Below are 24467 nucleotides of genomic sequence, written 5' to 3' on the forward strand. Positions count from 1 at the left end.
AGACCAGGTGTACATGTCCGAGACCGAAACCCTTTCCCTGCCCGACGCGCGCGACCTTCTGTTCCGGGCCTTTACGGCCAACGGCGTGCCGGAAGGCGCTGCGCGCAGCACCGCCGACGCGCTGGTCGCGGCCGAGGCCGAGGGCCAGGTGGGCCACGGGTTTTCGCGGCTGGAAGATTACGTGGCCCAGGCCCGCAGCGGCAAGATCGTCGCCGGGGCCGAGGTGACGATCACCCGCCCTGCCCCGACCACACTGCTGGTGGATGCCGGCCACGGGTTCGCCTATCCGGCGCTGGAGCGTGCCATTGACGAAGGCATCGCCGTCGCGCGGGAACTTGGCACCGCCGCCATCGCCGTGACCCGCTCGCACCATTGCGGCGCGCTGTCGATCCATGTGGAGCGGGCGGCAAAAGCCGGGCTGGTGGCGATGATGGTGGTCAACGCCCCCGCCGCGATTGCCCCCTGGGGCGGCAAGACCCCGCTTTTCGGCACCAACCCCATCGCCTTTGCCACGCCCAGGGCCGGGAGCGCGCCGTTGGTCATCGACCTGTCGCTGTCGAAGGTGGCCCGCGGCAAGGTGATGAATGCCAAGAAGGCGGGCAAGCCGATCCCCGAAGGCTGGGCGCTCGATGCCGCGGGCAATCCGACCACGGATGCCGAGGCAGCGCTCGGCGGCACCATGGTGCCCATCGGCGAGGCCAAGGGCACCGCGCTGGCGCTGATGGTCGAGATCCTGTCCGCGGTGATGACCGGTGCCGCGCTGAGCACCGAGGCCGGGTCGTTCTTTTCCGCTGACGGCCCGCCCCCTGGGGTCGGCCAGTTTCTGACGCTCTGGCGTCCGCCCGAGGGGGCGGAGGCGTTCACTGCCCGGCTCGCCCCGCTGCTGGCCCAGATCGAGACGATGGAGGGCGCCCGCCTGCCGGGCACACGCCGTCTGGCCGCCCTGAACGCCGCGCAGGCACACGGCATCGCGGTGCCGCGCGCCTATCTCGACGGCGCCCGCCGTCTTGCCGCCACCCATCCCTGAGCCCCAGTCCCCCGGACCCACCGGGCCGCCCCGAGAAGGAGACCCCATGTCCGCGAAAATTCTGGTACCGGTCGACCTCGACCATGCAGACCTGATCCAACCCAAGCTCGCCCAGGCCCGGGACATGCTCGCCCCGGGTGGAAAAATCCTCGTTGTGACGGTGCTGGAGACTGTGCCCGGCTATGTGTCGGAGTTCGTCACCCACAAGCCCGAGAACAACCTGACCGCGAAAGTGGCCGAGAAGCTTTCGGGACTGGTGGGAGAGGCCGATGATGTCGAAACCCATGTGATCACAGGCAAACCCGGCGTGGAAATCCCGCAATTCGCCGAAGATCACGGCTGTACCTTGATCATCGTGGGCAGCCATCGTCCCGGCATGCGCGACTATTTCCTGGGCTCCACCGCCGCGCGCGTGGTGCGGCGGGCCAGTTGTTCCGTCATGGTGATGCGCTGAGCCCTGGCGCCCTGGATCGGCCTCGGAGGTGCGCGAGAGAGCGCGTGGACCGGTAAGCGGCCATGTCGCAGCCCTTTGGCTCTGCAGGCAACCCGGCGTCTCCCGATCCCGCGTCGGCGTGGCGGGCTGACCCTGCCCCCGCGCCGCCAGCCTCCCCTGCCGGGCATGTCGCTTCGCGATCAGCCGCGCATTCTCCGGATCCCGGAAGGGCAGCGCGCTGACCGTGGCGGCCTCGGACGTGTCGTCGCCCGGCTCGGCGAACCAGACCGCCCGCTCCCACCCGGTATAGGCGCCGAATTGCGCCCCGCGGGCCACGCGTGATGGGCGAGTGCATGGCGCATTCATGGCCATAGGTCTCTAGCGCCCTGGCGCGACTGTCGTCCTCGTCCGCATAGCCGGTCTTGCGGCGTGGATCGGCCGCCCACATGTACCACTCGGCCTGACCATCGCGGAGCCACTCAACCAGAACCTTGCCGGTCCCGCCCGCCTGCACGATCCCGAAGGTGCGCGCTTGGACCTCGAACGCGTTGGGCACGCCGGGCATCGGCCCCAGCAGGGACAGACCGTCCGGCGCGTAGGGAATGGGGCCGTTGATCAGCCGCCTCACCCAGGCAGTGCCCAAGGGCGGCACCCGCGCCATGGCATCCTCGATGTACCACGAATAGCGCTGCATGTTCATCACCGCCGAGGCGGCGGAGACGTTCGGCCAACACGCAATCTCTTCAACCCGCCATCGCCAGATGGTAGGGGCGCGACACACCGACCGCCCCGCCCCCGATAATTGCAACGCGGGCGGTGCCCGGCAGATCGCTCATGCGCCGAACACCCGGGTCAGCGCCCCGTCGACGGCGTCGGTGATCTGGTCGATATCGTCCGCGGTGGCGATCAGTGCGGGGCTGAAACACAACGTGTTGTTGTACCCCGGCAGCGAGCGGTTTGTCGCCCCGATGATGACGCCTTGGGCCATGCAATCGGCCACGACCGCCTGCACCAGGGCCTCGGGCGCGGGCTCCTTCGTGGTCCGGTCCGCCACAAGTTCGGCCCCGCAGAACAGGCCCTTGCCGCGGATGTCCCCGATCACCCGATGCTTCTCCATCAGCCCGGCGAGGTTGCCCATCAGTTGGTCATGCATCCGGTCGGTGTTGCCCAGCAGATCCTCTTCCTCGATGATCTTCATGTTCTCGATCGCGGCCGCCGGTCCCGCCGTACACCCCCCGAAGGTCGAGATATCGCGGAAATAATCGAGCGGCGCGCCGGGCTCGGATTTGAACATCTCGAACACGCGCTCGGTCGTGACCATGCACGAAATCGCAGCGTAGCCCGAGGCGACGCCCTTGGCCATGGTCACGAAATCCGGCTCGATCCCGTAATGCTGGTAGCCAAACCACTTGCCCGTCCGGCCCAGCCCGCAAACCACCTCGTCGATATGCAACAGCACATCGTACTTGCGGCAGATCTCCTGGACGCGCGGCCAGTAGCCCTCGGGCGGGGTGATCACACCGCCCCCGGCCGTCACCGGCTCCAGGCAGAGCGCGCCGACCGTGTCCGGGCCTTCGCGCAGGATCACCTCCTCGATCGCGTCAGCCGCGCGCTCGCCATAGTTCTCACCCTCCCACTGGGCGCGATATTCCAGGCAATGAGGCACCTCGACGAAGTCGGGCGCGAAGGGGCCGTATTGCGCCTTGCGCTCCCACTGTCCACCCGCCGACATCGTGGCCAGGGTCGAGCCGTGATAGTCCCGCTCGCGATACAGGATCTTGGTCTTGCGCCCGCCATGGACCTTGTGCGCAATCTGGCGCACCATCTTGAACGCCTTTTCGTTCGCCTCCGAGCCGGAGCTGGCATAATAGACCCGGCTCATCCCCGGCATCTTGTCGATCAGCATTTCCGAGAAGATCGCCCCCGGGATCGTGCCTAGCGAATTCGAGAAAAAGCACATCTGCATGAGCTGGTCGCGCACGGCATTCGCGATCCGCTCCCGCCCATAGCCCACGTTGACGGTCCAGAGCCCGCCGGAGACCGCATCCAGATGTTCCTTGCCCAGGGCATCCCAGACGCGCATTCCCTTGCCCTCGACGATGATCCGCGGATCGGTCGTCTCGAAGGGCTTGTGGTTGATCAGATGGTGCCACTGATGGGCACGATCCGCCTCGATCACATGGCTGAGGTCATTGGGAGCAACATGAGTGGTCATCGGCCTGTCCTGTCCTGGCAAGAGGGGCGCCTGCATCCGGTGCGGCACGGAAAGACGTTGCCGGGACTGACGCCGCGCCCATAGGGCCAGCCTGGCCCAGAGCATAAGGCCAGAACCTCCACCTGTCCGGCGCAAGGAGTGTCAGGCTGGACTTAACGACTTCTACCCCACTGGATCCATGCCGCATCCAAAGCGCTCGTCATAGTCGGACCGATAACAGAGACCGAAGCATGACCATACTCCTGATGTATCACGCAATTTTCACAGGTGCGTTCTTCGCGATCCTTGCTGTCACGCGCGACCATGACCCGGGCCGACTTTCGCGCGCTCGAGACCGTGAGCATCGGCGACGAAAGCGCCGAGCGCCCGAACCGCGCCGCGTCGAACATCTCGGTCGTCACGATCTTCTTGTCCTGGGGGCTTCACCGGCTTCAACCTGATGCCGATCCACGCAATCGCCCCTTCATGGGCGAGACCACCTACACCGAGACCGACCCACTACCGTGATCACCGGCATCATCGGCCACGGCATCGATATCCTGATGGCAAGGGCGAGACCTGCCGCGTGCCCTGGAAGGACCGCGCCTGACTGAACAGGCATCTGGACCTAGCGCGGCGGCAAATTCTTCGGCACTCTCGGGCCAGATATGGATATCAGACCCGAGTCCCTCATCTTCGATCAGGACGGCGAAGGCACCCGCCAGCACCGCATCAAGCGGCAGGTGATCGACGGTATCCTCAGCGGCCGGTTCAAGCCGGGGGACAAGATGCCCTCCAGCCGTGGCCTCGCCCGCCAGCTCGGCGTCAGCCGGATCACCGTGACCATCGCCTACACCGACCTCGTGGCCGACGACTACCTCGTGGCGCGCGGGCGATCCGGGTACTTCGTCTCCGACAGCGCCCCCAGCGCGCCCAGCCTGGTGCAGGCCTGCCAGAACGGCGAGAGCATCGTGGACTGGACGCGCCTGATGTCCCACCGGGAACCGCCGCCCGAGGAGATCGCCCGCCCCTTCGACTGGCACAGCTTCCCCTACCCGTTCATCTACGGACAGACGGATCCCCAGCTTTTCGATCATCGTAATTGGCGGCTCTGCGCGCTCGAGGCGCTCGGCCTGCGGGAATTCGAGAGCCTGACCGCCGACCATTATGAGCGGGACGATCCGAAACTCGTGGAGTATATCCAACGCAACATCCTGCCCCGGCGGGGGATCGCGGCGCGCCCCAACCAGATCCTGATCACCATGGGCGCGCAGAACGCGCTCTGGCTCTGTGCGCAACTTCTGCTCACCCAGCGGCGCAAGGCGGTGCTGGAGAACCCCGGCTACCCCAGCCTGCGCCAGATCCTCGGCGCCACACGCTGCCATACCCAAAGCGTCGATGTGGACGCAGACGGTCTGGCCCCCGAAACGCTGCCCGACGCGCTCGACGTGCTCTTCACCACCGTCAGCCACCAATGCCCCACCAACGCCACCATGCCACTGGCCCGGCGCAAGGCGCTGCTGTCCCTGGCCGCCGAACGCGGCTTCGTGGTGGTGGAGGACGAGTACGAGTTCGAGCTGGCTTTCGGGCGCACTGCAACACCGTCGCTCAAGTCGTTCGACACGCATGGCACGGTGATCTATGTCGGCTCGTTCTCGAAGTCCCTGTTTCCGGGGCTTCGGCTGGGTTTCATGGTCGCCCCGCACCCCTTCATCGCCGAGGCCCGCCGGTTGCGCGGCACCGTGCTCCGCCATCCGCCGGGATTGATTCAGCGGACCACGGCGAACTTCCTGTCGCGCGGGCATTTCGATGCGCAGATCAACCGGATGCGCAAGGCCTACGAGGTGCGCCGCCGCGCCATGGAAACGGCGATCGCCGAGACCGGGCTGCAAGTCGCCTCCCAACCCGCCAATGGCGGATCGAGCCTGTGGATGCGGGCGCCGGACGGCGTGGATACCGACCTGCTGGCCCGGCGGCTCCGGTCCAAGGGGGTGGTGATCGAACCGGGCGCGGCCTTCTTCGACCCCACCCGCCCTCAGCGCAACTTTTACCGGCTCGCCTATTCGTCGATCGAGGTGGCCCGCATTCCCCAGGGCATTCGGCTGATCGCCGCTGCGCTGGCCGATCTGGACTGATCAGGCTCAAAAATCTGGTCCTATGTGTGGTCCGGCTCCCGCTCCTAGATTGCTCCCAACCATACCAAACGAGCGACCGGTACAGAGGAAACCAGACGATGCGGATGACGACGGAAGAGGCGTTTATCAAGGTTTTGCAGCGGCATGGTGTGGACCATGCGTTCGGGATCATCGGGTCTGCGATGATGCCGATTTCGGACCTGTTTCCGGAAGCGGGGATCACCTTCTGGGACTGTGCGCACGAGGGCTCTGCGGGGATGATGGCCGATGGCTTCACCCGGGCGTCGGGGCGGATGTCGATGATGATCGCCCAGAACGGCCCCGGCATCACCAATTTCGTCACCGCCGTGAAGACCGCCTACTGGAACCACACGCCGCTTCTGCTGGTCACGCCCCAGGCGGCCAACAAGACCATCGGCCAGGGCGGCTTCCAGGAGGTCGCGCAGATGAAGCTTTTCGAGGACATGGTCGCCTACCAGGAGGAGGTCCGCGATCCCTCGCGCATGGCCGAGGTGCTGACCCGGGTGATCTCCAAGGCGAAAACCCTCTCGGGGCCCGCGCAGATCAACATCCCGCGCGATTTCTGGACCCAGGTGATCGATATCGAGATCCCCGAGCCCATCGAATTCGAGCGCTCCCCGGGCGGCGAGGCGTCGGTGGCGCGCGCCGCGGCGCTGTTGTCGGAGGCGAAAAACCCGGTGATCCTGAACGGCGCGGGCGTGGTGCTGTCGGAGGGCGGGATCGCGGCCAGCAAGGCGCTGGCCGAGCGGCTCGATGCGCCCGTTTGCGTGGGATATCAACACAATGACGCATTTCCGGGGGGCCATCCGCTGTTCGCGGGGCCGCTGGGATACAACGGCTCGAAGGCGGCGATGGAGCTGATTTCCGAGGCCGATGTGGTGCTGGCACTCGGCACCCGGCTTAACCCGTTCTCAACGCTTCCGGGCTACGGAATGGAGTACTGGCCGGCGGATGCGAAAATCATCCAGGTCGACATCAATTCCGACCGGATCGGGCTGACCAAGAAGATCAGCGTCGGCATCGTCGGCGACGCGGCCAAGGTGGCGCGCGGCATCCTGGGCCAGCTGGCCGAGGATGCGGGCGATGCGGGCCGCCAGGAACGGCGCGACCGGATCGCGCAGGTGAAATCCCGCTGGGCCCAGCAGCTCAGCGCCATGGACCATGAGGAGGACGACCCCGGCACCACCTGGAACGCCCGCGCCCGTGCCGCGAAACCCGACTGGATGAGCCCGCGCATGGCCTGGCGCGCGATCACCGCCGCCCTGCCGCGCGACGCGATCATCAGCTCGGATATCGGCAACAACTGTGCCATCGGCAACGCCTATCCGGACTTCGACGCGCCGCGCAAATACCTCGCGCCGGGGCTCTTTGGCCCCTGCGGCTACGGGTTGCCGGCGATCGTGGGCGCCAAGATCGCCCAACCCGACACGCCGGTGGTGGGGTTTGCCGGGGACGGCGCGTTCGGCATCGCGGTGAACGAGCTGACGGCGATCGGCCGCGGCGACTGGCCCGCGATCACGCAAGTGGTGTTCCGCAACTACCAGTGGGGCGCGGAGAAGCGCAATTCCACGCTCTGGTTCGACGACAACTTCGTGGGCACCGAGCTCGACGAGGAGGTCTCCTATGCCGGCATCGCGCGCGCCTGCGGGCTCGACGGCGTGGTCGTGCGCACCATGCAGGAGTTGACCGACACCCTCGCAACCGCCATCAAGGCCCAGATGACCGAGGGCAAAACAACCCTCATCGAGGTCCTGCTCAACCAGGAACTCGGAGAACCATTCAGAAGAGACGCAATGAAAAAACCAAACAAGGTCGCAGGTGTCTCGAAACAGGATATGATGGTCGAGGCTGGCTGATCCATGGCGGACCCGGCCCGGTCGGACCTGATTCTTGTTCTGAACGCGGGGTCGTCGTCGCTCAAGTTTGCGCTGTTCACCCCGGCGCTCGCAGAGCATCTTACCGGGCAGGCGGAGTCCATTGGCGGGCCCGGGCGGCTGAAGATCGGCGCACGGTCCGCGTCATGCGACCTGCCCGACCATGGTGCAGCGCTGGCTGCGATCCTGGAAGCACTGGCCACGCGAGGCATCACCGCAAGCCACCTCAAGGCTGTCGCGCACCGGGTGGTCCATGGCGGCGTCCGGCTGACCGCGCCCGTGCGGATCACCCCCGCGACCCGATCCGAAATCGCCGCCTGTTCGGCCCTGGCGCCCTTGCACAACCCCCACAACCTCGCGGCCATCGACCGGATCACGGCGCTGATGCCGGACGTGCCGCAATGCGCCAGCTTCGACACCGCGTTCCACGCCTCCAACCCCGAGGTCGCCCTGCGCTACGGCCTGCCCGACACGGCGGAAACCGCGGGCCTGCGCCGCTATGGCTTCCACGGGCAAAGCTATGCCGCGATGGTAGACAGCTGGTCGCGCGTGACCGGTGCCGCCCTGCCCGACCGCCTGCTGGCATTCCATCTGGGCAGCGGCGCGTCGATCTGTGCGATCCGCGACGGACGCTCCGTGGCCACGACCATGGGTTATTCCCCGCTGGAAGGTCTGACCATGGCGACCCGCAGCGGCAGCATAGATGGCAACGCCGTGCTGAAACTGGCCGAGGATCACGGCATCGCGCGCGCACGGCGGATCCTGAACAATGAAAGTGGGCTGGCCGGCCTGTCGGGGGGGCTGTCGGACATGCGGACCCTGATGGCCTCCGACCGCCCCGAGGCCGGCTTCGCGGTGGACCATTTCGTTTACTGGGCGGTGCGGCATGCGAGCTCCCTGCTTGCGCCTCTTGGCGGGACGGAAACCATCGCCTTCACAGGTGGGATCGGCGAGAACGCGGCCGAAATCCGCGCGCGCATCGTGGCGGGTCTTCACTGGATCGGAGCCGAGATCGACCCGGAGGCCAACGCGGAAGGTCAGACCGCTCTGCACAGTGCCGCCTCCGCGACCGGCATCTACATCATCCCGGCAGAGGAAGAGCGAATGTTGGCCGCCGATGCTCTGCGCGTGCTCGGCGCGTAGTCAGCGCACCACCGACAGAACCCAGGCGCCGTGCTCGGCAAAGAGTTGCTGTGCCGCCTGGTCGAACCCGGCGATCACTTCGGCCTCGGACACCGAGGCCACAGGCACTTGTACGGCGAAGCGGCGCGTCCCCATGATCCGCAGATCCGACTCGCGCACCACGCGACCGATCAGGCTCAGCACGACCACCGCGCCCGGCCCCTCCGGCACGGCTTCGGCCTGGAAATCCACGATCTCCGTCAGTACCGCGTAATCACCGTTGATCCCGAGGGGTCGGCGGCCGACATAGCCCAAGCGCCCGCTTGCCTCCAGGGTGCGCAGCATCAAGGTCTGCACCATCACCGGTGTCGCGTCGCCCCACCGCACCCCTGGCAGATACTGCGCCTGCAACGGGTCGGGCCGGATCATGATCCGGTCGGTCTGCAGCGCGCCAGTGGTCGTTGGCAACTCTATGACCACGTCGCGCGCCCGGACCGGCCCCTCCGGCAGAGTCCGAGGCGCCTGCAACTCGTAGACATCCAGAACCTCGGACGCGGAGCCGAGCGCGGACACCGCCGCGCAACCGGACAGGCTGCTAAGCGTCAGCAGCGCCACGGAACAGGCTTTGAGGGGCATGAGGACGCGCATCGGGACCTACCTTCTGAATTCCGGGGTGTTGGGGTTGAGGATGAACCGCGCGGGATCGCGGCTGATCTGGTTGGTCAGCCGGTCGAGGTTTTCGACCAGCACGCGCGCTTCCTGCGCGAGCCGGGAATAAAGCGGCAGGCCGGTGGTCGCGAAAGTCTCCAGCCTGGGCCCGGCCGCCTCGGCCAGCGCCTCCACCTCGGCAAAGGCCCGCGCGGCGGCATCGCTGGCGCTGCGCAGATCCGAACTGATCAGCGGCAGGTCCTCTGCTACGCTGTCCACCGCCCCGGTCAGCGAGCCAAGCGTGCTCTCCAGCGCGGCGATGACCCCGTCGAGATCCTCGCTCATCACCCGATCGGCGGAGGTAAAGGCGCTCTCGGCGGCGCGCAGGGCGCTGTCGCCAGTCTCCATCGCGGTGTTCACCGCCGTGAGGGTCTCGTTGGCATTGCGGAAGGTGGTGGTGACATCGGCGAGGGTGGAGTGCGCTGACACGATCAGCGCCTCCACCCGGCCCGACGCGCCGCTCAGGTTCTCGCCTACCTCGGCGACCACCCGGGTCGTGGTGTCGGTCGCGGCGCGGATATCGGCCACGATGGCGGGCATGTCCACGGTCGCCACCGCGTTAACCGCCTCCATCGCCGCCTGCGCCGTTGCGACCAGCGCGCGCGTCTCGCTCAGCAGCGGTGCGCCCTCTTCCGCAACCAGCCCGTCGATGCGCCGCACGGCCACCTGGACCTCGCCCGAGGTTGCCTCCAGTGAGGCGACCAGCCGATCCACCGCCGCCAGCGTGCCCGCAAACTCCGTAAGCCGGGCCGTGGCCACGTCGCCGGTCGCGCCGAACCCCTCGATCAGCGCCGCAGCCTCGGTGCCCAGGGTGTCGGCCTGCGCCCGCAGATCGGCCATCAATGCCCGGGCCTCCTCGGTCGCACCGGCCAAATCACCTTCGATATAGGTCTGCGCGGCCCCCAGGGAATCGTCGAGCGTCGACAGCACCTCCTCACCGTCGAGGACCATCCGGCGCGTCTCCTCCGACAAGGCTCCGATGGAGGCCAGCGTCGTGTCGGCCGTGGAAAGCACGTCGTTGATCTCTCCCGTCAGGGTATCGAGCGTGGCGTTGAACCGGCTGATCTGGTCGGCAAAGGCGTTCACCGTATCGGCCACGCCGGAGAAATTCTCCAACGCGCTGGCGAATTCTTCCGAGGCCGCCTCGGTATTGACCAGGATATTGCGCAGCAGGTTGCGATTGTCGTCGGTCAGCAGTGCGCTGACCTCCTGCACGATCTGCAGCGCCTCGGTGATCAGCTCGGGCGCGTCCTCAGACAGGGTCTGCAGCACCGAGCGCCCGGCCTCGATCTCGGGCACCTGCGCGTCGGTGGCCGCCACCAGAAGCGGCGCGTCCGGCGTTCCCCCACTGATCCCGACGAAGGACACGCCCGTGACCCCCTGAGCCTCGATCGTCGCAACACTGTCCGTGCGCACCGGCGTGTCGGCATTCACCTCAACCCGCACGACGATCGAGCCGTCCTGCTCCGGGGCCAGCCGTACATCGACCACCTGCCCCACGGGCAAGCCGCTGAACCGTACGTCCGACGCCTCGCTCAACCCAGAGACCGAGGAAAACCGGATGTCGTAATAGGCGAATTGCCGGTCCAGCTCGACCCGCGCGAACAGCAGGAAAAAGGCCATCATGCCGAGGATGCCCAGCAGCGTGAAAAGCCCGATCAGGATGTAATTGGCACGCGTTTCCAAGTCTCGTCTCTCCTTCCGGCCTCAGCCGCCTGCCGTCTCAAGCGCCGCCCGGGCACGGGGGCCGTGGAAATACGCGTGCACCCAAGGGTGATCCACCTTCAGCATCTCATCCATGGTGCCCGTGACCAGCACCTTGCGTTCCGCAAGGACAGCGATCCTGTCGCAGATCGCGTGCAACGTATCAAGGTCATGGGTGACCAGAAAGACCGTCAGGCCCAGATCCGTGCTCAGCCCCTTGATCAACGTGTCGAAATCCGCCGCCCCGATGGGGTCGAGCCCGGCGGTCGGCTCGTCGAGGAACACGATCTCCGGGTCGAGGGCCAGCGCCCGCGCCAATCCCGCGCGCTTGCGCATCCCCCCAGACAGCTCGGAGGGGTATTTGTCCTCCGCCACCGGCGGCAGTCCCACCATCGACACCTTCAGCGCAGCCAATGCCCGGCGCGTCGCCGCATCCAGACCCGGGATCGCGCGCATGGGAACTTCGACATTCTCGCGCACGGTCAGGGAGGAAAACAGGGCACCGTCCTGGAACATCACGCCCCAGCGCGCCTCGACCGCGGCCCGCGTCGCCTCGTCGGCGCTCAGCATGTCGGTGCCCAGAACCTCCACCCGCCCCGCCGCAGGCCGCAACAGCCCCGCGATCGTGCGCAGCAGCACCGACTTGCCGGTGCCCGAGCCGCCGACCACGCCCAGGATCTCGCCCCGCCGCACGTCCAGATCCAGGTCTTCATGGACCACATGCGTGCCGAACTGCGTCCGCACCCCGCGCACCCGGATCACGTTCTCCACCGGCTCTGCCATCAGATCCCCATCTGCGCAAAGAAAATCGAAAACGCCGCATCGGTCACGATCACGGCGAAGATCGCGGTCACCACCGCACCCGAGGTCATCCGGCCAAGGGATTCGGCGTTGCCCTCCACCTGCATCCCCGCATGACAGCCAACCACCCCGATCAGGATGGCGAAGAACGGCGCCTTGACGAGCCCGACCACCGCATGATTGATATCGGTCCCCTCGATCAGCCGGGTCTGGAACATCGCGGGCGAGATGCCCAGCTCGATCCAGGACATCAGCGCCCCGCCCAGCAACCCCGACAGGTTGGCGATCAGCCCCAGGATCGGCAACATGATCAGCAGCGCCAGTACCCGCGGCAGGAACAGCAGCATCGCGGGGTCGAGGCCCAGCGTCCGCATCGCATCGATCTCTTCGCGCATCTTCATCGACCCGATGGCCGCGGTAAACGATGAGGCCGTCCGCCCGGCCACGATGATCGCCGTCAGCAGAATGCCAAGCTCTCGCAGAATCGAGATCGAGATCAGGTCGACGACGAAGACCTCGGCCCCGAATTGCCGCAGCTGGCTCGCGCCCTGGAAGGCAAGAACGATACCGATCAGAAAGGCCATCAGCGCCACGATGGGCACGGCCCTGAGCCCCACCTCCTCGCAATGATGCACCAGCGCGGTCATCCGGAACTCCCGCGGATGCCGCAGGGCCCGACCGAACCGGGCCAGCACGAGGCCCAGCATCCCGGTCAGCCCGCCGAGGAATTTCGTCCCCTCCACCACCTGCCGCCCGAGCCGCTCCAAGCGATCGGTCAGGGTCGGCGGCGTCTCTGTCCGCTCCGGGTGTTCGGGCTCGGCCTTGGCCACGTTGGCGATCAGCCGCGCCACCTTGTCGGGCGCCCCCACAAGGCGGACCCCCTCGCCCCGCGCCAGTTCTGCCAGCAGCCAGGCGCCCGCCGTATCGATCCGCCCGATGCCGGACAGATCCAGGGTCAGCGACCCGGCCGGGCGCGCGGCAAGCTGCCGCTGCAGATCGGCCACCCCGTAGATCGTCAGATCGCCACTCAGCGCGCCTGCGACCCCGGCTTCATCCTGCGACAAGCGCAAGTCGGGCGCGGGGCGCGCATCGACCCCGCGTCCTTCTGCATATTCTGCGGCATCCGTTGCGGCCACGCGTGCTGCCTCATCCCGTTCGCTTCGTTCCGAACAGCACTAGGGCCTCTCTCGCCCTTTGTCACGGGGCGCGCAGCCCCAAGGACCGCGCGCCCCGCCCCCCGCTCAATGAAGTGTGACGGACAACGGCACCCGCCGCGGCGGATCCTGACTGCGCAGGACCATGCGACGCAGCGCCAGACCGAATTCCTGCGCGAGGCCGACCACCTGGTAGCCCATGTCCGGACGCACCAGGGTCGTCGCCAGCAACAGCGCATCCTCCGTGCTGCCCTCGCTAGCATAGCCCACGAAATTGGCGAAACAGGCCTCGTCCGCGCCCAGGCACTTGCAGGCCACGCCATGCCGCGCCATCGGGCGGCGACCGTGACGCAGGCACAGCATGCACAGATTCTCGAGCGCCTTCAGTGCCGGGCGCCCCGCCTCTGGCCCGAGGGAGGCCGCGAAGGCGGTCCAGACCCGGGCCTGCGCGTCCGGCCCATCGCACCACAGGCGCAGGTAGAGCACCGCGTCCCGTTCCAGCGGCGGCAGGTCCTGCACATAGCCGACGGTGGCCGCCCCGCGATGTGTCGCCTGCACCGTCATTTCGTCAGGATCAATTTACCGGCGCGCGTGACCCGCAATGTGTAGATTTGCGCATCGAGCTTGATCCGGGCCAGATCGCCGCCCTTGGTCAGATCCCGTGCGTCATAAACCGGCAGCGCATCTTGCGGCGGCAGTGTCGTTTCCTTCGCAACGCTCAGCATGGGGCATCCTCCCGGTCGCGGTGGGCTTCGACATGGTCGAACAGCCATTCGAGCGTGAAAGGCGCCGGGCCTTCGGGGGCCTCGTCGGCAAAAACCAGATCCATCAAGCGGGTCCGGCGCGTCTGGCGGAGGTCTTCGAACAATTCGGGCATGGCCTCATCCTGTCAGAACAAAGTTGTCGGCTGGCCCTGACTCGGGAGGGTTGGCTGGATGCCTCTATTCCTGACTATTTTAGTAGGTCTTGTCAACCTCTCCATTGTCTGGATCGCAGATCCAAAGCCTCCCGACCTTCGGCACACAGCGGAAAATCGCCACAAATGCGCCCCGCTAACGCCCCCTCCCCCCCTGCGGCCCCGAAACGCCCGCTCACGAAACATGTGATCCGCGTGTGTCGCGGGGCGGGTTTGGGCGCGATCGGGCGCGGTGTTGGAAACATCACCCGCGCGTGAGCCTTCGTGTCAGGCCAAGGCGCTGATATCGCTCGGCTTTTCGCAAAAACCACAAATCCGCGCGCACAAATACCCCTCACCGCCTCGTGATGTGCAATTCCGCACATATACCCCCCGCATCATCGCCGTTTCATTGCACCCCCGGCAGGTCCAAATCCATCCCATCGGCAGCACGGACACACTCCAACCTGCCAAGCACGATCCTGCAAGACATCCGCACGGGTGTTCAAGCAAACCCCGGCCAAACCGGCCATCCAGACCCTACCGGCCCGCACACGGCCGCCACATCAACCGCGACACGCATCGCAACGCACACAAAGGACTACTCACATGACACGCATCGCACTCATCGCCGCCCTGAGCACCGCCATCGCCGCCCCGGCCATCGCCAACACGCAACTCGAGCGCACCCTGGGCGTCGCACCCGGCGTCTACTCCTTCGCCGAACTGGCCGCCATCAAGGGCTCCTTCGACACCGACACCGGCTACACCATCCCCGCACCGGGCGGCGTCGTCTCCACCCAGTCGGTCGGCATCTCCCCCGCCCACGCACAGCTGGCCGCGACCCTGGGCCTCGACGCAGGCGACTATTCCTTCGCCGAACTGGCCGCCATCAAGGGCTCCTTCGACAGCGACACCGGCTACAACGCGTCCGCACCGGGCGGCGTCGTCTCCACCCAGTCGGTCGGCACCTCCCCCGCCCAGGCACAGCTGGCCGCCCAACTGGGCCTCGACGCAGCCGACTACTCCTTCGCAGACCTCGCCGCAATCAAGGGCGCAAAAGGCTCAAGCAACGAGTAAACCAAAGCCCTTAACAAACCCCCAAGGCGCGGCGGGGCCCCTCCCTCCCCGCCCGCCAAACCGACGCCCCAAAGCCCAATACGCTCGACAGAGCAAAAAAGGTGCGTCGCGAACGGCCGGCCCCAAGGAAACAAGGGGCCGGCCAACTTTTTAGGGACCATCTAGCCGACCAAAACCGCGGACCGTGCCTGCAACACCGCCACACGCGCGCGCAGCATGTCGCGCACGGGTCCCGGACGCGGCGCATCGCGCAAAGTGGTGAACAGGGCCGGTTCCGGCATCCGGGTCATCTTCGCTCCGGCCCAGGACAGGCCCCGCTGCACCGCCTCGGCCTCGGGCGGCAAACGCTCCGGGATCTCCAGCGCGTTCAGGGTCGCCCATACCCCGGCCCACAGGCGCCCGACCGTCCAGGGGTTGTAGCCCCCGCCCCCCAGCACCAGGTACCGGTCGGTCAGCGCCCCCAAGGCGGACACCACTGCCCAATGGGCGTTGTTGGACAAGGCAAGACGCGACAGGGGGTCTTCCTCCACCGCGTCCGCGCCGCATTGCAACACGATGGCTTCGGGCGCGAAGGCTGCCACCGCAGGCACGATCAGTGCGTCGCGGATGAAGGCCATCTCCGCATCGTTCAGCCCCCGCGGCACCGGCAGGTTGAGGGCTGAGCCGCCTTCAGTCTCCTCCAGCCCGCCGGTGAAGGGCCAGCGTTTTTCCTCGTGCACCGAGATCATCAACACATCCGGATCGCCCCGGAAGGCCACCGCCACCCCGTCGCAATGATGCGCGTCGATATCCACGTACGCAATGCGGCGCAGCCCGGCCTGCCGCAGCGACAACATCGCCAGCACCGGATCGTTGAGATAGCAGAACCCGTTGGCCCGGTCCGGCAGCCCGTGATGGGTGCCGCCCGCCGGGTGATAGACCACGCCGGGCCCGGCCCCGAGGATCGCCCCCGCCAGCATGGAGCCGCCCGCCGCCGTGGCCGGACGCCGGAACACTTCGCCGAAGACGGGGTTGGAGGGCGTGCCCAGGTTGTGCCGAGCGCGCACGGCATCGCTGACCGTACCATCGGCCTCGGCCTGCACCAGCGCGGCCACATAGGCCGGGTCGTGCCAGATATGCAGGGCCGCGGGCTTGGCGCGCGGGCTGACGCGGTACTGTCCGCGCGGCAACCAGCCCAGCGCACGGGACAGGTCCATGGCCGTCGACACCCGCGGGATGCGCAACGGATGCCAGCCGCCATAGGTCGAGTTGCGATAGATCTCGGCCCCGATGAAAAGCGGCGTCACCGGGTAATCAAGGCGTCGATTTCCCGCGTGATCCGGGGCGAGAGGGGCCGCGTTGCGGTGTCGAAATGGGCCACGAACCGCCCTTCGCCATCGAGCAGGATCTTCGTGAAATTCCACCGGGGCACGACGTTCTGTGTCTCGGCCAGCCAATCATAGAAAGGATGCGCCCCGGTGCCGCGCACCGGGGTGATGTCGGTCATCGGCAGCGTCAGATCATAGTTCAGCGCACAGAACTCCGCGACCTCTTCGGCCGTGGCAAATTCCTGGTTGAAGCTGTCCGAGGGCACCGCCAGAACGGTCAGCCTGTCGGTGCCGTAACGGTCCTGGAGCGCCTGCAGACCCGCGTACTGATCGGTGAAACCGCAACGCGATGCGGTATTGACCACCAGAACCGGCTGCCCGGCCCAGTCGGACAGGTTCAAGGGCACGCCCTCAATCGCCATGAAGGCCCCGGCCCCGTCCGGCAAAGGGTCGGAGGTCGCCGGCCGGGCGGCCACGCTGCTGGCCGCGACAAGCCCGACCACCGCCACAAGAGGGACGCTCGCAAAGATCAGGCCTCTGAGAAATCGCATGTCACTCTCTCCAGAACGCTCGCATATCCCGTGACATAGAGAGATGAAGCCGGGTTTCAAATGGCACGGGGTCGGCAAATCACGGCTGGCATCCCCTAGCCGCAACTTGTAGCTTCCCCCACAATGAAGCGGCAGGGGTCGCCGCCGCAGCGCCGGGTGACATGGATCATGGTCGTAGCCGCCAGAAACAAGCAGCATCCCCTGCAACTGGGCAAATCCGGCAAGCGCGATCTACGCACCCAGTTCGGCGTGCTGCCCTACCGGGTGGTGAACGGCAAGGTGCAGATCCTCTTGATTACCAGCCGCGAGACCGGGCGCTGGATCATCCCCAAGGGCTGGCCCGAAGCGGGCCTTTCTGCCACCGCGAGCGCGGCCCGCGAAGCTTGGGAAGAAGCCGGGATCGAGGGCCGGATCTCCGAGACCTGCCTCGGGCTCTATTCGTATCTCAAGGCGCTTGAAGACCGGGACCGGCTGCCGGTCGTCGTCGCGGTGTTCCCCGTGAAGGTCAGCCGCCTGGCGGAAAAATTCCCCGAGCAGAAGGCCCGCAAGCGCAAGTGGTTCTCGCGCAAGAAGGCCGCCGCCCGGGTCACGGAGCCGGAGTTGCGCCGGATCCTGCGCGATTTCGACCCCAGTCTCGTGCATCTGTGACCCGAGGCGCGTGAGCAGCCGCGACATACCGGCAAACCCTTGCGCAGTTCTTTGCTTTTTAGGACGTTCGGCATACTGTAGGTTCGTTGGTCCGGTTCCCAGTCTCATTGCAAGGCCGTTTTTACATGATCCGTTACACTCTGAAATGTGACCGTGACCATGTTTTCGACGCATGGTTTCATTCCGCCGATGCCTTTGAAAAACTTCGCAAATCGCGGATGACGAGCTGTGCCGTCTGCGGCTCGCCAGAGGTTGACAAGACCCTCATGGCGCCCCGCGTTCAGGCCTCTCGCAGCCGCGAAATCGCCCCCCTCCCACCCGAAGCTGCCGCGACCGCGCCGGGCGCCGATGGCAAGAGTTTTTCTCTTTCCGAGCCCGACAGCCCCCTGGCGCAGGCCATTGCCCGCCTGCGGGCCGAGGTCGAGGCCTCGTCGGACTATGTCGGCACGGATTTCGCGACCGAGGCCCGGGCGATGCATCTCGGCGACGCGCCAACGCGCGCAATCCATGGCGAGGCGCGGCTCGACGAGGCCCGGGCGCTCGCAGAGGAGGGTGTGCCCATCCTGCCCCTGCCCTTCTCGAACCGCACGAAATCGAACTGACCGCATGCAGAGCGTGGTGACAGGCGCCTCTCGAGGCATCGGACTGGAATTGACCCGCGTGCTTGCGGCGCGTGGACATTCCGTTCTGGGCACCTATCGCACGGCCCCGCCGGAGACGATCGACGGCGTGTCATGGCACCCGCTCAATGTCACGGACCCAGACAGCCATGCGGCGCTGAGCGCGCATCTGGACGGACGCCCGATCGATCTGCTGGTCTGCAATGCCGGGATCTATCTCGATCGGGAAGAAAACCTGGCCGATGGCTACCCGCCGCAGATGTGGGCGCGGATGTTCGAGACCAACGTGATGGGGGTGTTCCTGTCGGTCCAGTCGCTCCTGCCACAGCTGCAGCAGGCCCGGCAGGCCAAGATCGCGATCATTTCCTCGCAAATGGCGTCGCACACGCACGCGCCGGGGCGCTCCTATATCTACCGGGCGTCCAAGGCGGCGGCGCTGAACCTCGGGCGCAACCTGGCCACGGACCTCGCGGGCCTGGGAATTTCGGTCGGCATCTATCACCCGGGCTGGGTGCAGACGGACATGGGCGGTCCCACCGCGCATCTCACTCCGGCCCAGTCAGCACAAGGCCTCGCCGACCGGTTCGAGGCCCTGACCCTGGACACCTCCGGCTGCTTCGAGATGTGGAATGGACAAGCGCACCCTTATTGATGATGCCCTGTCGGACCCTGGGGTTCTGATTGTTTTCGGCGGCTTGCCGGGAGCGGGCAAATCGACCATTGCCGAGGCCCTGGCGGCGCAGATCGGCGCGGTGCACCTGGTCATCGACCGGATCGAGGCCCCGCTGAAAGCACGGCTCGGGGCCGATATCGGGCCACTGGGCTACAACGTGGCCTACCAGGTGGCGACCTCCAACCTCGATCTCGGCCATGTGGTGATCGCCGATTGCGTCAACCCGATCGCCATGACACGCAACGCCTGGATGAGCGTTGCGATGGGCTGTCAGGCCAAGATGGTGCAGGTCAATATCCAGTGCTCCGATCTTCAGGAGCATCGCCGCCGGGTGGAGAAACGCCTGACCGAACGTCCACGGCAAGGCCTGCCCGACTGGCAGAGCGTACAGGCGCGGCAGATCGACGAGTGGCCCGAGGCCGACCTGACCATCGATACATACATGCGCACGCCCGACGAGTCAGTTTCCGCCATCGTGAGCGCCCTGCGCCGCCTGGCGCCCAGCCGCTTCGGCGCCGACCCGTTCGCTCGGGGGGTCATGGGGTCTGGCTGAGCGGGCTGTGATCCAGCCCCGCGGGCCCTCTGGCCCGGTCGGGTCGTGATGCTTGGGCGTTGGCGGCGGATCCAGTCCAAGGATGTCGCAGCGCCGAGTCGGACAAGGGGCTTGTCCATGGACGCGCTCTGGTCGCAACCCCGCTGCATTGCACCCATTCAAGCGGCCGCCCGGGTCTATTTTACACGGCGCAGGGCGCGCGACCTGAAGCTGATATCTCAGCTGAAGTTCGCCATGCAAATTTCTGTTTTAATTCCATAAACACCCCCGGAGACTCGAGGCAAGAAAGACGTTCCACATGCACCTGTCGGCGTACGCGGCGTCGGGTCGCTACGCGCCGAGGGCCTCTCGCGCAGTAACATGTGGGGCAACATGCCACGTCTCGCCGGCTTGCACCTCTGAAACACGTAGCATACCACGGTATACAGAATATACAGCCCGTGCGTCGGACCCCAAAGTCCGGACGGCACATCCCCACAGCATTCAACGACCGGGTCCGCCATGAGCTTGTACACAGCCTATCTCGAAGAAATCGCCGCGCGCAAGGAACAAGGCTTGCAACCCAAGCCCATCGATGACGCCGCCCTGACGAGCGAAATCATCGCCCAGATCAAGGATCCCGCGCATGAACATCGCGCGGACTCGCTGCAATTCTTCATCTACAACACCCTGCCCGGCACCACGAGTGCGGCGGGGGCGAAGGCGCAATTCCTCAAGGAGATCATCCTTGGCGAGTCGGTAGTGGCCGAGATCACGCCCGATTTCGCCTTCGAGCTTCTGTCGCACATGCGCGGCGGGCCCTCGGTCGAAGTGCTGCTCGACATCGCACTCGGCGATGATGCCAGCCTCGCCGCCCAGGCGGCGGAGGTCCTCAAGACCCAGGTGTTCCTCTATGAGGCCGATACCGACCGGCTGAAAGCGGCCCATGAGGCCGGCAACGCCGTGGCCACCGGCATCCTTCAAAGCTACGCCCGGGCGGAGTTCTTCACCACGCTGCCCGAGATCGAGGACGAGATCGAGGTCGTGACCTATATCGCCGCCGAGGGCGATATCTCCACCGACTTGCTCTCCCCCGGCAACCAGGCACACTCGCGCTCGGACCGGGAACTGCACGGCAAATGCATGATCTCCGAAGCCGCCCAGAAAGAGATCGAGGCGCTGAAGCTTCAACATCCGGGCAAGCGCGTCATGCTGATCGCCGAGAAGGGCACCATGGGCGTGGGCTCGTCGCGCATGTCCGGCGTGAACAACGTGGCACTCTGGACCGGCAAACAGGCCAGCCCCTACGTGCCTTTCGTCAACATCGCCCCCGTGGTCGCGGGCACCAACGGCATCTCCCCGATCTTCATGACCACCGTCGGCGTGACCGGCGGGATCGGCATTGATCTGAAGAACTGGGTGAAGAAAGTCGATGGCGACGGCAACCCGATCCTGAACAATGACGGCAACCCGATTCTGGAGCAGAAATACTCCGTCGACACGGGCACCGTTTTGAAGATCGACACCAAGGCGCGCAAGCTGATGAGCGCCGATGGCGGCGAAGAGCTCGCGGATGTCTCCTCCGCGTTCAGCCCGCAGGCCGTCGAGTTCATGAAGGCCGGCGGCTCTTATGCCGTGGTCTTCGGCAAGAAGCTGCAGACGCTCGCCGCTGAAACGCTGGGCGTGGAGCCGACGCCGGTCTTTGCCCCGGCCAAGGAAATTTCCCATGAAGGCCAGGGCCTGACCGCCGTCGAAAAGATCTTCAACGCCAATGCCCGCGGCGTCACCCCGGGCAAGGTGCTCCATGCGGGCTCGGACGTGCGGGTGCAGGTCAATATCGTCGGCTCCCAAGACACCACCGGCCTGATGACCTCACAGGAGCTGGAAGCGATGGCCGCCACGGTGCTGTCGCCGACAGTGGACGGGGCATACCAGTCGGGCTGTCACACCGCCTCGGTCTGGGACCTCAAGGCGCAAGCCAACACCCCGCGCCTGATGGCGTTCATGCACAAGTTCGGGCTGATCACCGCGCGCGACCCCAAGGGCGTCTATCACTCGATGACCGACGTGATCCACAAGGTCCTGAACGACATTACTGTCAGCGACTGGGACATCATCATCGGCGGCGACAGCCACACGCGCATGTCCAAGGGCGTGGCCTTCGGCGCCGACAGCGGCACGGTGGCACTCGCACTCGCCACGGGCGAGGCGACCATGCCGATCCCGGAGTCGGTCAAGGTGACCTTCAAGGGCAAGATGGCCGATCACATGGACTTCCGCGACGTGGTCCACGCCACCCAGGCGCAGATGCTGGCCCAGCACGGCGACAACGTTTTCCAGGGCCGGGTGATCGAGGTGCATATCGGCACGCTGCTGGCGGACCAGGCCTTCACCTTCACCGACTGGACCGCCGAGATGAAGGCAAAGGCGTCGATCTGCATCTCCAACGACGACACGCTGATCGAGTCCCTCGAAATCGCCAAGCAACGGATCCAGGTGATGATCGACAAGGGCATGGACAACGATGTGCAGATGCTCGCCGGGCTGATCGCCAAGGCCAATGCGCGCATCGCCGAGATCCGGTCGGGCGAAAAGCCCGCCCTGAAACCCGATGACACCGCCCGGTACTTCGCCGAAGTGGTGGTGGACCTCGACCAGATCGTGGAGCCGATGATCGCGGACCCGGATGTGCACAACGCCGATGTCTCGAAACGCTACACCCACGACACGATCCGGCCGATTTCCTATTACGGCGCGGAGAAGAAGATCGACCTCGGCTTCGTGGGCTCCTGCATGGTGCACAAGGGCGACGTGAAGATCGTGGCCCAGATGCTGCGCAATCTCGAAAAGGCCAATGGCGAGGTCAAGTTCAAGGCGCCGCTGGTGCTCGCCGCGCCGACCTACAACATCATCGACGAGTTGAAGGAAGAGGGCGACTGGGACGTGCTGCAGAAATACGCGGGCTTCGAGTTCGACGATTCCGCGCCGAAGGAAAAGGCGCGCACGGAATACGAGAATATCCTCTATCTCGAACGTCCGGGCTGCAACCTGTGCATGGGCAACCAGGAGAAGGCGGCCAAGGGTGACACTGTCCTGGCAACCTCCACCCGGCTGTTCCAGGGCCGCGTGGTGGCCGACAGCGAAACCAAGAAGGGCGAGTCCCTGCTCGGCTCGACCCCGGTCGTGGTGCTCTCGGCGATCCTCGGGCGCACCCCGACGGTCGAGGAGTACAAGACAGCGGTCGAAGGGATCAACCTGACCAAGTTCGCCCCGCCCCTGACCCCACCGATCGACGCCAAGTCGGTCCACTTCTAGGCGCGCAGCGCCCTCCGGGTGCACCCGCCGCCCTTACCCCCGCACGATGGGGTCCGCGCGGGGGTAAGGGCGGCGGCCAAGCGCCTTCGAAGGCGCTTAGACCGTCCCAGGCGGCCCGCTTCGGGACCGGGGGCCGTGCCCTTGCGCGCGCTGCAACCCACGCAAGGCTGTGGGATGTCGCGCGACCAAGGCGCTTGCAAGCGCCTTTCAAGCGCCTTCGAAGGCGCTTGGCCCCGCGACGTCCCTGTCTCTTGCCCCTCCCCCCCGGTTCCCGTACATGGGCGCGCAATACGAGGGACGAGAGACGCAAATGTCCATTCTGGTGATGAAATTCGGCGGCACCTCCGTTGCCGATCTCGACAAGATCAAGAACGCCGCCGAGAAGGTGCAGCGCGAGGTTGCCCGCGGTCACAAGGTGATCGTGATCGTCTCGGCCATGTCCGGCAAGACAAACGAACTGGTCGGCTGGGTGGGCAAGACATCGCCGCTCTACGACGCCCGCGAATACGACGCCGTGGTCTCCTCGGGCGAGAACGTCACCGCGGGCCTGCTGGCGCTCACCTTGCAGGAGATGGAAATCCCCGCCCGCTCCTGGCAGGGTTGGCAGGTGCCCCTGCGCACCAATTCCGCCCATGCCGCTGCCCGGATCGAGGAAATCCCCCGCGCCAATCTCGACGCGAAGTTCGACGAGGGCATGCAGGTGGCCGTGATCGCGGGCTTCCAGGGGATCAGCCCCGAGGGCCGCATCACCACCCTGGGCCGGGGTGGGTCCGACACCACCGCCGTGGCCTTCGCCGCCGCCTTCGGCGCGGTGCGTTGCGACATCTACACGGATGTGGACGGGGTCTACACCACCGACCCCCGGATCGAGGACAAGGCCCGCAAGCTGGACCGCATCGCCTATGAGGAAATGCTCGAGCTGGCCTCGCTCGGCGCCAAGGTCCTGCAAACACGCTCGGTCGAGCTGGCCATGCGCTTCAAGGTCCCCCTGCGGGTACTGTCGAGCTTCGAGGAAAATACCGACACGTCAGGCACGCTGGTCTGCGATGAGGATGAGATTATGGAAAGCAATGTTGTCTCCGGCGTCGCCTATTCCCGCGACGAGGCGAAAATGACCCTGATCTCCGTGGCCGACCGGCCCGGGATCGCTGCCGCCATCTTCGGGCCGTTGTCCGAGGCCGGGGTGAACGTGGACATGATCGTCCAGAACATCTCCGAGGACGGGCGGACAGACATGACGTTCTCGTGCCCCACAGACCAGGTGTTGCGGGCCGAACGGGCGATCAAGGAAGCAAAGGAACTGGGCGAGATCAACTTCCAGGAACTCGTGGCCGACACGGATGTGGCAAAGGTCTCGGTCGTCGGCATCGGAATGCGCAGCCACGCCGGCGTGGCGGCGCGCATGTTCCAGGCCCTGCGCGACGAGGGGATCAACATCCGCGTCATCACCACCTCCGAGATCAAGATCTCGGTGCTGATCGAGCGCAAGTACATGGAACTGGCCGTGCAGGCCCTGCACGACGCATTCGAACTGGACCGCGCAGCTTGACGCCCGGCAAGGGCGGCCCCCTCCACGCATAGCGCCGAGGGCCCGGTCCACCCAGCCCGCGCGCGCTTTGATTTTCGTTCCCATGGGCGGGGGAATATGGTCTAACCGGGCCTGAGCGCAGGAG

The 24467-nt window shown here is 66.2% G+C and carries 23 protein-coding genes and 1 pseudogene; 13 read left to right on the forward strand and 11 right to left on the reverse strand.

What is annotated here, in order from left to right; all coding sequences use genetic code 11:
- Positions 1-13: 13 nt before the first annotated feature.
- Positions 14-1027 (forward strand): Ldh family oxidoreductase, encoded by a 1014-nt coding sequence (locus DSHI_RS10390; protein ID WP_044027768.1) that lies wholly within the window; start codon positions 14-16, stop codon positions 1025-1027.
- Positions 1028-1073: 46 nt separating this feature from the next.
- Positions 1074-1481, forward strand: a complete 408-nt coding sequence (locus DSHI_RS10395) for a universal stress protein (protein WP_012178710.1) — start codon at positions 1074-1076, stop codon at positions 1479-1481.
- 222 nt (positions 1482-1703) lie between these two features.
- Here the strand turns inward: DSHI_RS10395 and DSHI_RS23105 are convergent.
- Positions 1704-2157: pseudogene (locus DSHI_RS23105) on the reverse strand (GcvT family protein); the annotation flags it as partial.
- Between the two features lie 135 nt (positions 2158-2292).
- Positions 2293-3675, reverse strand: coding sequence for an aminotransferase family protein (locus DSHI_RS10400; RefSeq protein WP_012178712.1), 1383 nt, complete (start codon positions 3673-3675; stop codon positions 2293-2295).
- Positions 3676-3978: 303 nt separating this feature from the next.
- Between DSHI_RS10400 and DSHI_RS10405 the strand changes: the two genes are divergently transcribed.
- The 4 genes from DSHI_RS10405 to DSHI_RS10420 all read left to right on the forward strand — a co-directional run bounded on the left by DSHI_RS10405 (position 3979) and on the right by DSHI_RS10420 (position 8827).
- The gene (locus DSHI_RS10405) at positions 3979-4182 is read left to right on the forward strand and encodes a hypothetical protein (protein ID WP_044027770.1); all 204 of its coding nucleotides are present in this window, start codon (positions 3979-3981) and stop codon (positions 4180-4182) included.
- A 140-nt stretch (positions 4183-4322) separates the two neighbouring features.
- Entirely contained in the window at positions 4323-5789 is a 1467-nt protein-coding gene (gene pdxR, locus DSHI_RS10410; protein ID WP_012178714.1) for a MocR-like pyridoxine biosynthesis transcription factor PdxR, read from the forward strand.
- A gap of 98 nt (positions 5790-5887) precedes the next feature.
- On the forward strand, positions 5888-7666 hold the full coding sequence (xsc, locus tag DSHI_RS10415) for a sulfoacetaldehyde acetyltransferase (protein WP_012178715.1): 1779 nt from the start codon (positions 5888-5890) through the stop codon (positions 7664-7666).
- Between the two features lie 3 nt (positions 7667-7669).
- Positions 7670-8827 carry an acetate/propionate family kinase gene (locus tag DSHI_RS10420; protein WP_012178716.1) on the forward strand — a complete coding sequence of 386 codons (1158 nt, stop codon included), beginning with the start codon at positions 7670-7672 and terminating at the stop codon, positions 8825-8827.
- Here the strand turns inward: DSHI_RS10420 and DSHI_RS10425 are convergent, their stop codons facing one another.
- The 7 genes from DSHI_RS10425 to DSHI_RS22310 all read right to left on the reverse strand — a co-directional run bounded on the left by DSHI_RS10425 (position 8828) and on the right by DSHI_RS22310 (position 14050).
- The gene (locus tag DSHI_RS10425) at positions 8828-9442 is read right to left on the reverse strand and encodes an ABC-type transport auxiliary lipoprotein family protein (RefSeq protein ID WP_044028657.1); all 615 of its coding nucleotides are present in this window, start codon (positions 9440-9442) and stop codon (positions 8828-8830) included.
- An 18-nt stretch (positions 9443-9460) separates the two neighbouring features.
- Complete coding sequence (locus tag DSHI_RS10430) at positions 9461-11200, reverse strand: MCE family protein (protein WP_012178718.1); 1740 nt, start codon at positions 11198-11200, stop codon at positions 9461-9463.
- A 21-nt stretch (positions 11201-11221) separates the two neighbouring features.
- On the reverse strand, positions 11222-12001 hold the full coding sequence (locus DSHI_RS10435) for an ABC transporter ATP-binding protein (RefSeq protein WP_012178719.1): 780 nt from the start codon (positions 11999-12001) through the stop codon (positions 11222-11224).
- Positions 12001-13155, reverse strand: coding sequence for an ABC transporter permease (locus DSHI_RS10440; protein WP_012178720.1), 1155 nt, complete (start codon positions 13153-13155; stop codon positions 12001-12003). Before DSHI_RS10440 ends, DSHI_RS10435 begins: the two co-directional genes overlap by 1 nt.
- A 105-nt stretch (positions 13156-13260) precedes the next feature.
- Positions 13261-13737, reverse strand: coding sequence for a hypothetical protein (locus DSHI_RS10445; protein ID WP_012178721.1), 477 nt, complete (start codon positions 13735-13737; stop codon positions 13261-13263).
- Positions 13734-13898: a hemin uptake protein HemP gene (gene hemP, locus DSHI_RS21735; protein ID WP_012178722.1), complete on the reverse strand. Its 165-nt coding sequence runs from the start codon at positions 13896-13898 to the stop codon at positions 13734-13736. Before hemP ends, DSHI_RS10445 begins: the two co-directional genes overlap by 4 nt.
- Positions 13892-14050: a hypothetical protein gene (locus tag DSHI_RS22310; protein WP_157865313.1), complete on the reverse strand. Its 159-nt coding sequence runs from the start codon at positions 14048-14050 to the stop codon at positions 13892-13894. Before DSHI_RS22310 ends, hemP begins: the two co-directional genes overlap by 7 nt.
- Positions 14051-14677: 627 nt before the next feature.
- On the opposite strand from DSHI_RS22310, the gene DSHI_RS10450 reads away from it, so the two are divergent.
- Positions 14678-15148, forward strand: coding sequence for a hypothetical protein (locus DSHI_RS10450; protein WP_012178723.1), 471 nt, complete (start codon positions 14678-14680; stop codon positions 15146-15148).
- Positions 15149-15309: 161 nt separating this feature from the next.
- Here DSHI_RS10450 and DSHI_RS10455 read toward each other — a convergent pair whose 3' ends face one another.
- Positions 15310-16434: an acetoin utilization protein AcuC gene (locus DSHI_RS10455; protein WP_012178724.1), complete on the reverse strand. Its 1125-nt coding sequence runs from the start codon at positions 16432-16434 to the stop codon at positions 15310-15312.
- Positions 16431-17006 (reverse strand): glutathione peroxidase, encoded by a 576-nt coding sequence (locus DSHI_RS10460; protein WP_157865314.1) that lies wholly within the window; start codon positions 17004-17006, stop codon positions 16431-16433. The genes DSHI_RS10455 and DSHI_RS10460 overlap by 4 nt, the downstream gene beginning before the upstream one ends.
- A 168-nt stretch (positions 17007-17174) precedes the next feature.
- Between DSHI_RS10460 and DSHI_RS10465 the strand changes: the two genes are divergently transcribed.
- The 6 genes from DSHI_RS10465 to DSHI_RS10490 all read left to right on the forward strand — a co-directional run bounded on the left by DSHI_RS10465 (position 17175) and on the right by DSHI_RS10490 (position 24343).
- Positions 17175-17654: an NUDIX hydrolase gene (locus tag DSHI_RS10465; protein WP_012178726.1), complete on the forward strand. Its 480-nt coding sequence runs from the start codon at positions 17175-17177 to the stop codon at positions 17652-17654.
- Positions 17655-17779: 125 nt separating this feature from the next.
- Complete coding sequence (locus DSHI_RS10470; protein ID WP_012178727.1) at positions 17780-18256, forward strand: DUF1178 family protein; 477 nt, start codon at positions 17780-17782, stop codon at positions 18254-18256.
- A gap of 4 nt (positions 18257-18260) precedes the next feature.
- Positions 18261-18926 (forward strand): SDR family oxidoreductase, encoded by a 666-nt coding sequence (locus DSHI_RS10475; RefSeq protein ID WP_012178728.1) that lies wholly within the window; start codon positions 18261-18263, stop codon positions 18924-18926.
- Positions 18904-19500: a P-loop nucleotide/nucleoside kinase family protein gene (locus DSHI_RS10480; protein WP_012178729.1), complete on the forward strand. Its 597-nt coding sequence runs from the start codon at positions 18904-18906 to the stop codon at positions 19498-19500. The genes DSHI_RS10475 and DSHI_RS10480 overlap by 23 nt, the downstream gene beginning before the upstream one ends.
- 501 nt (positions 19501-20001) lie before the next feature.
- The gene (locus DSHI_RS10485) at positions 20002-22794 is read left to right on the forward strand and encodes a bifunctional aconitate hydratase 2/2-methylisocitrate dehydratase (RefSeq protein ID WP_012178730.1); all 2793 of its coding nucleotides are present in this window, start codon (positions 20002-20004) and stop codon (positions 22792-22794) included.
- Positions 22795-23104: 310 nt separating this feature from the next.
- A complete protein-coding gene (locus DSHI_RS10490) occupies positions 23105-24343 on the forward strand; it encodes an aspartate kinase (protein ID WP_012178731.1) in 1239 nt (412 codons plus the stop codon).
- The last annotated feature ends 124 nt before the right edge of the window (positions 24344-24467 follow it).

The organism is Dinoroseobacter shibae DFL 12 = DSM 16493, assembly GCF_000018145.1.
In the GTDB taxonomy this organism is placed as follows: Bacteria; Pseudomonadota; Alphaproteobacteria; order Rhodobacterales; family Rhodobacteraceae; genus Dinoroseobacter; species Dinoroseobacter shibae.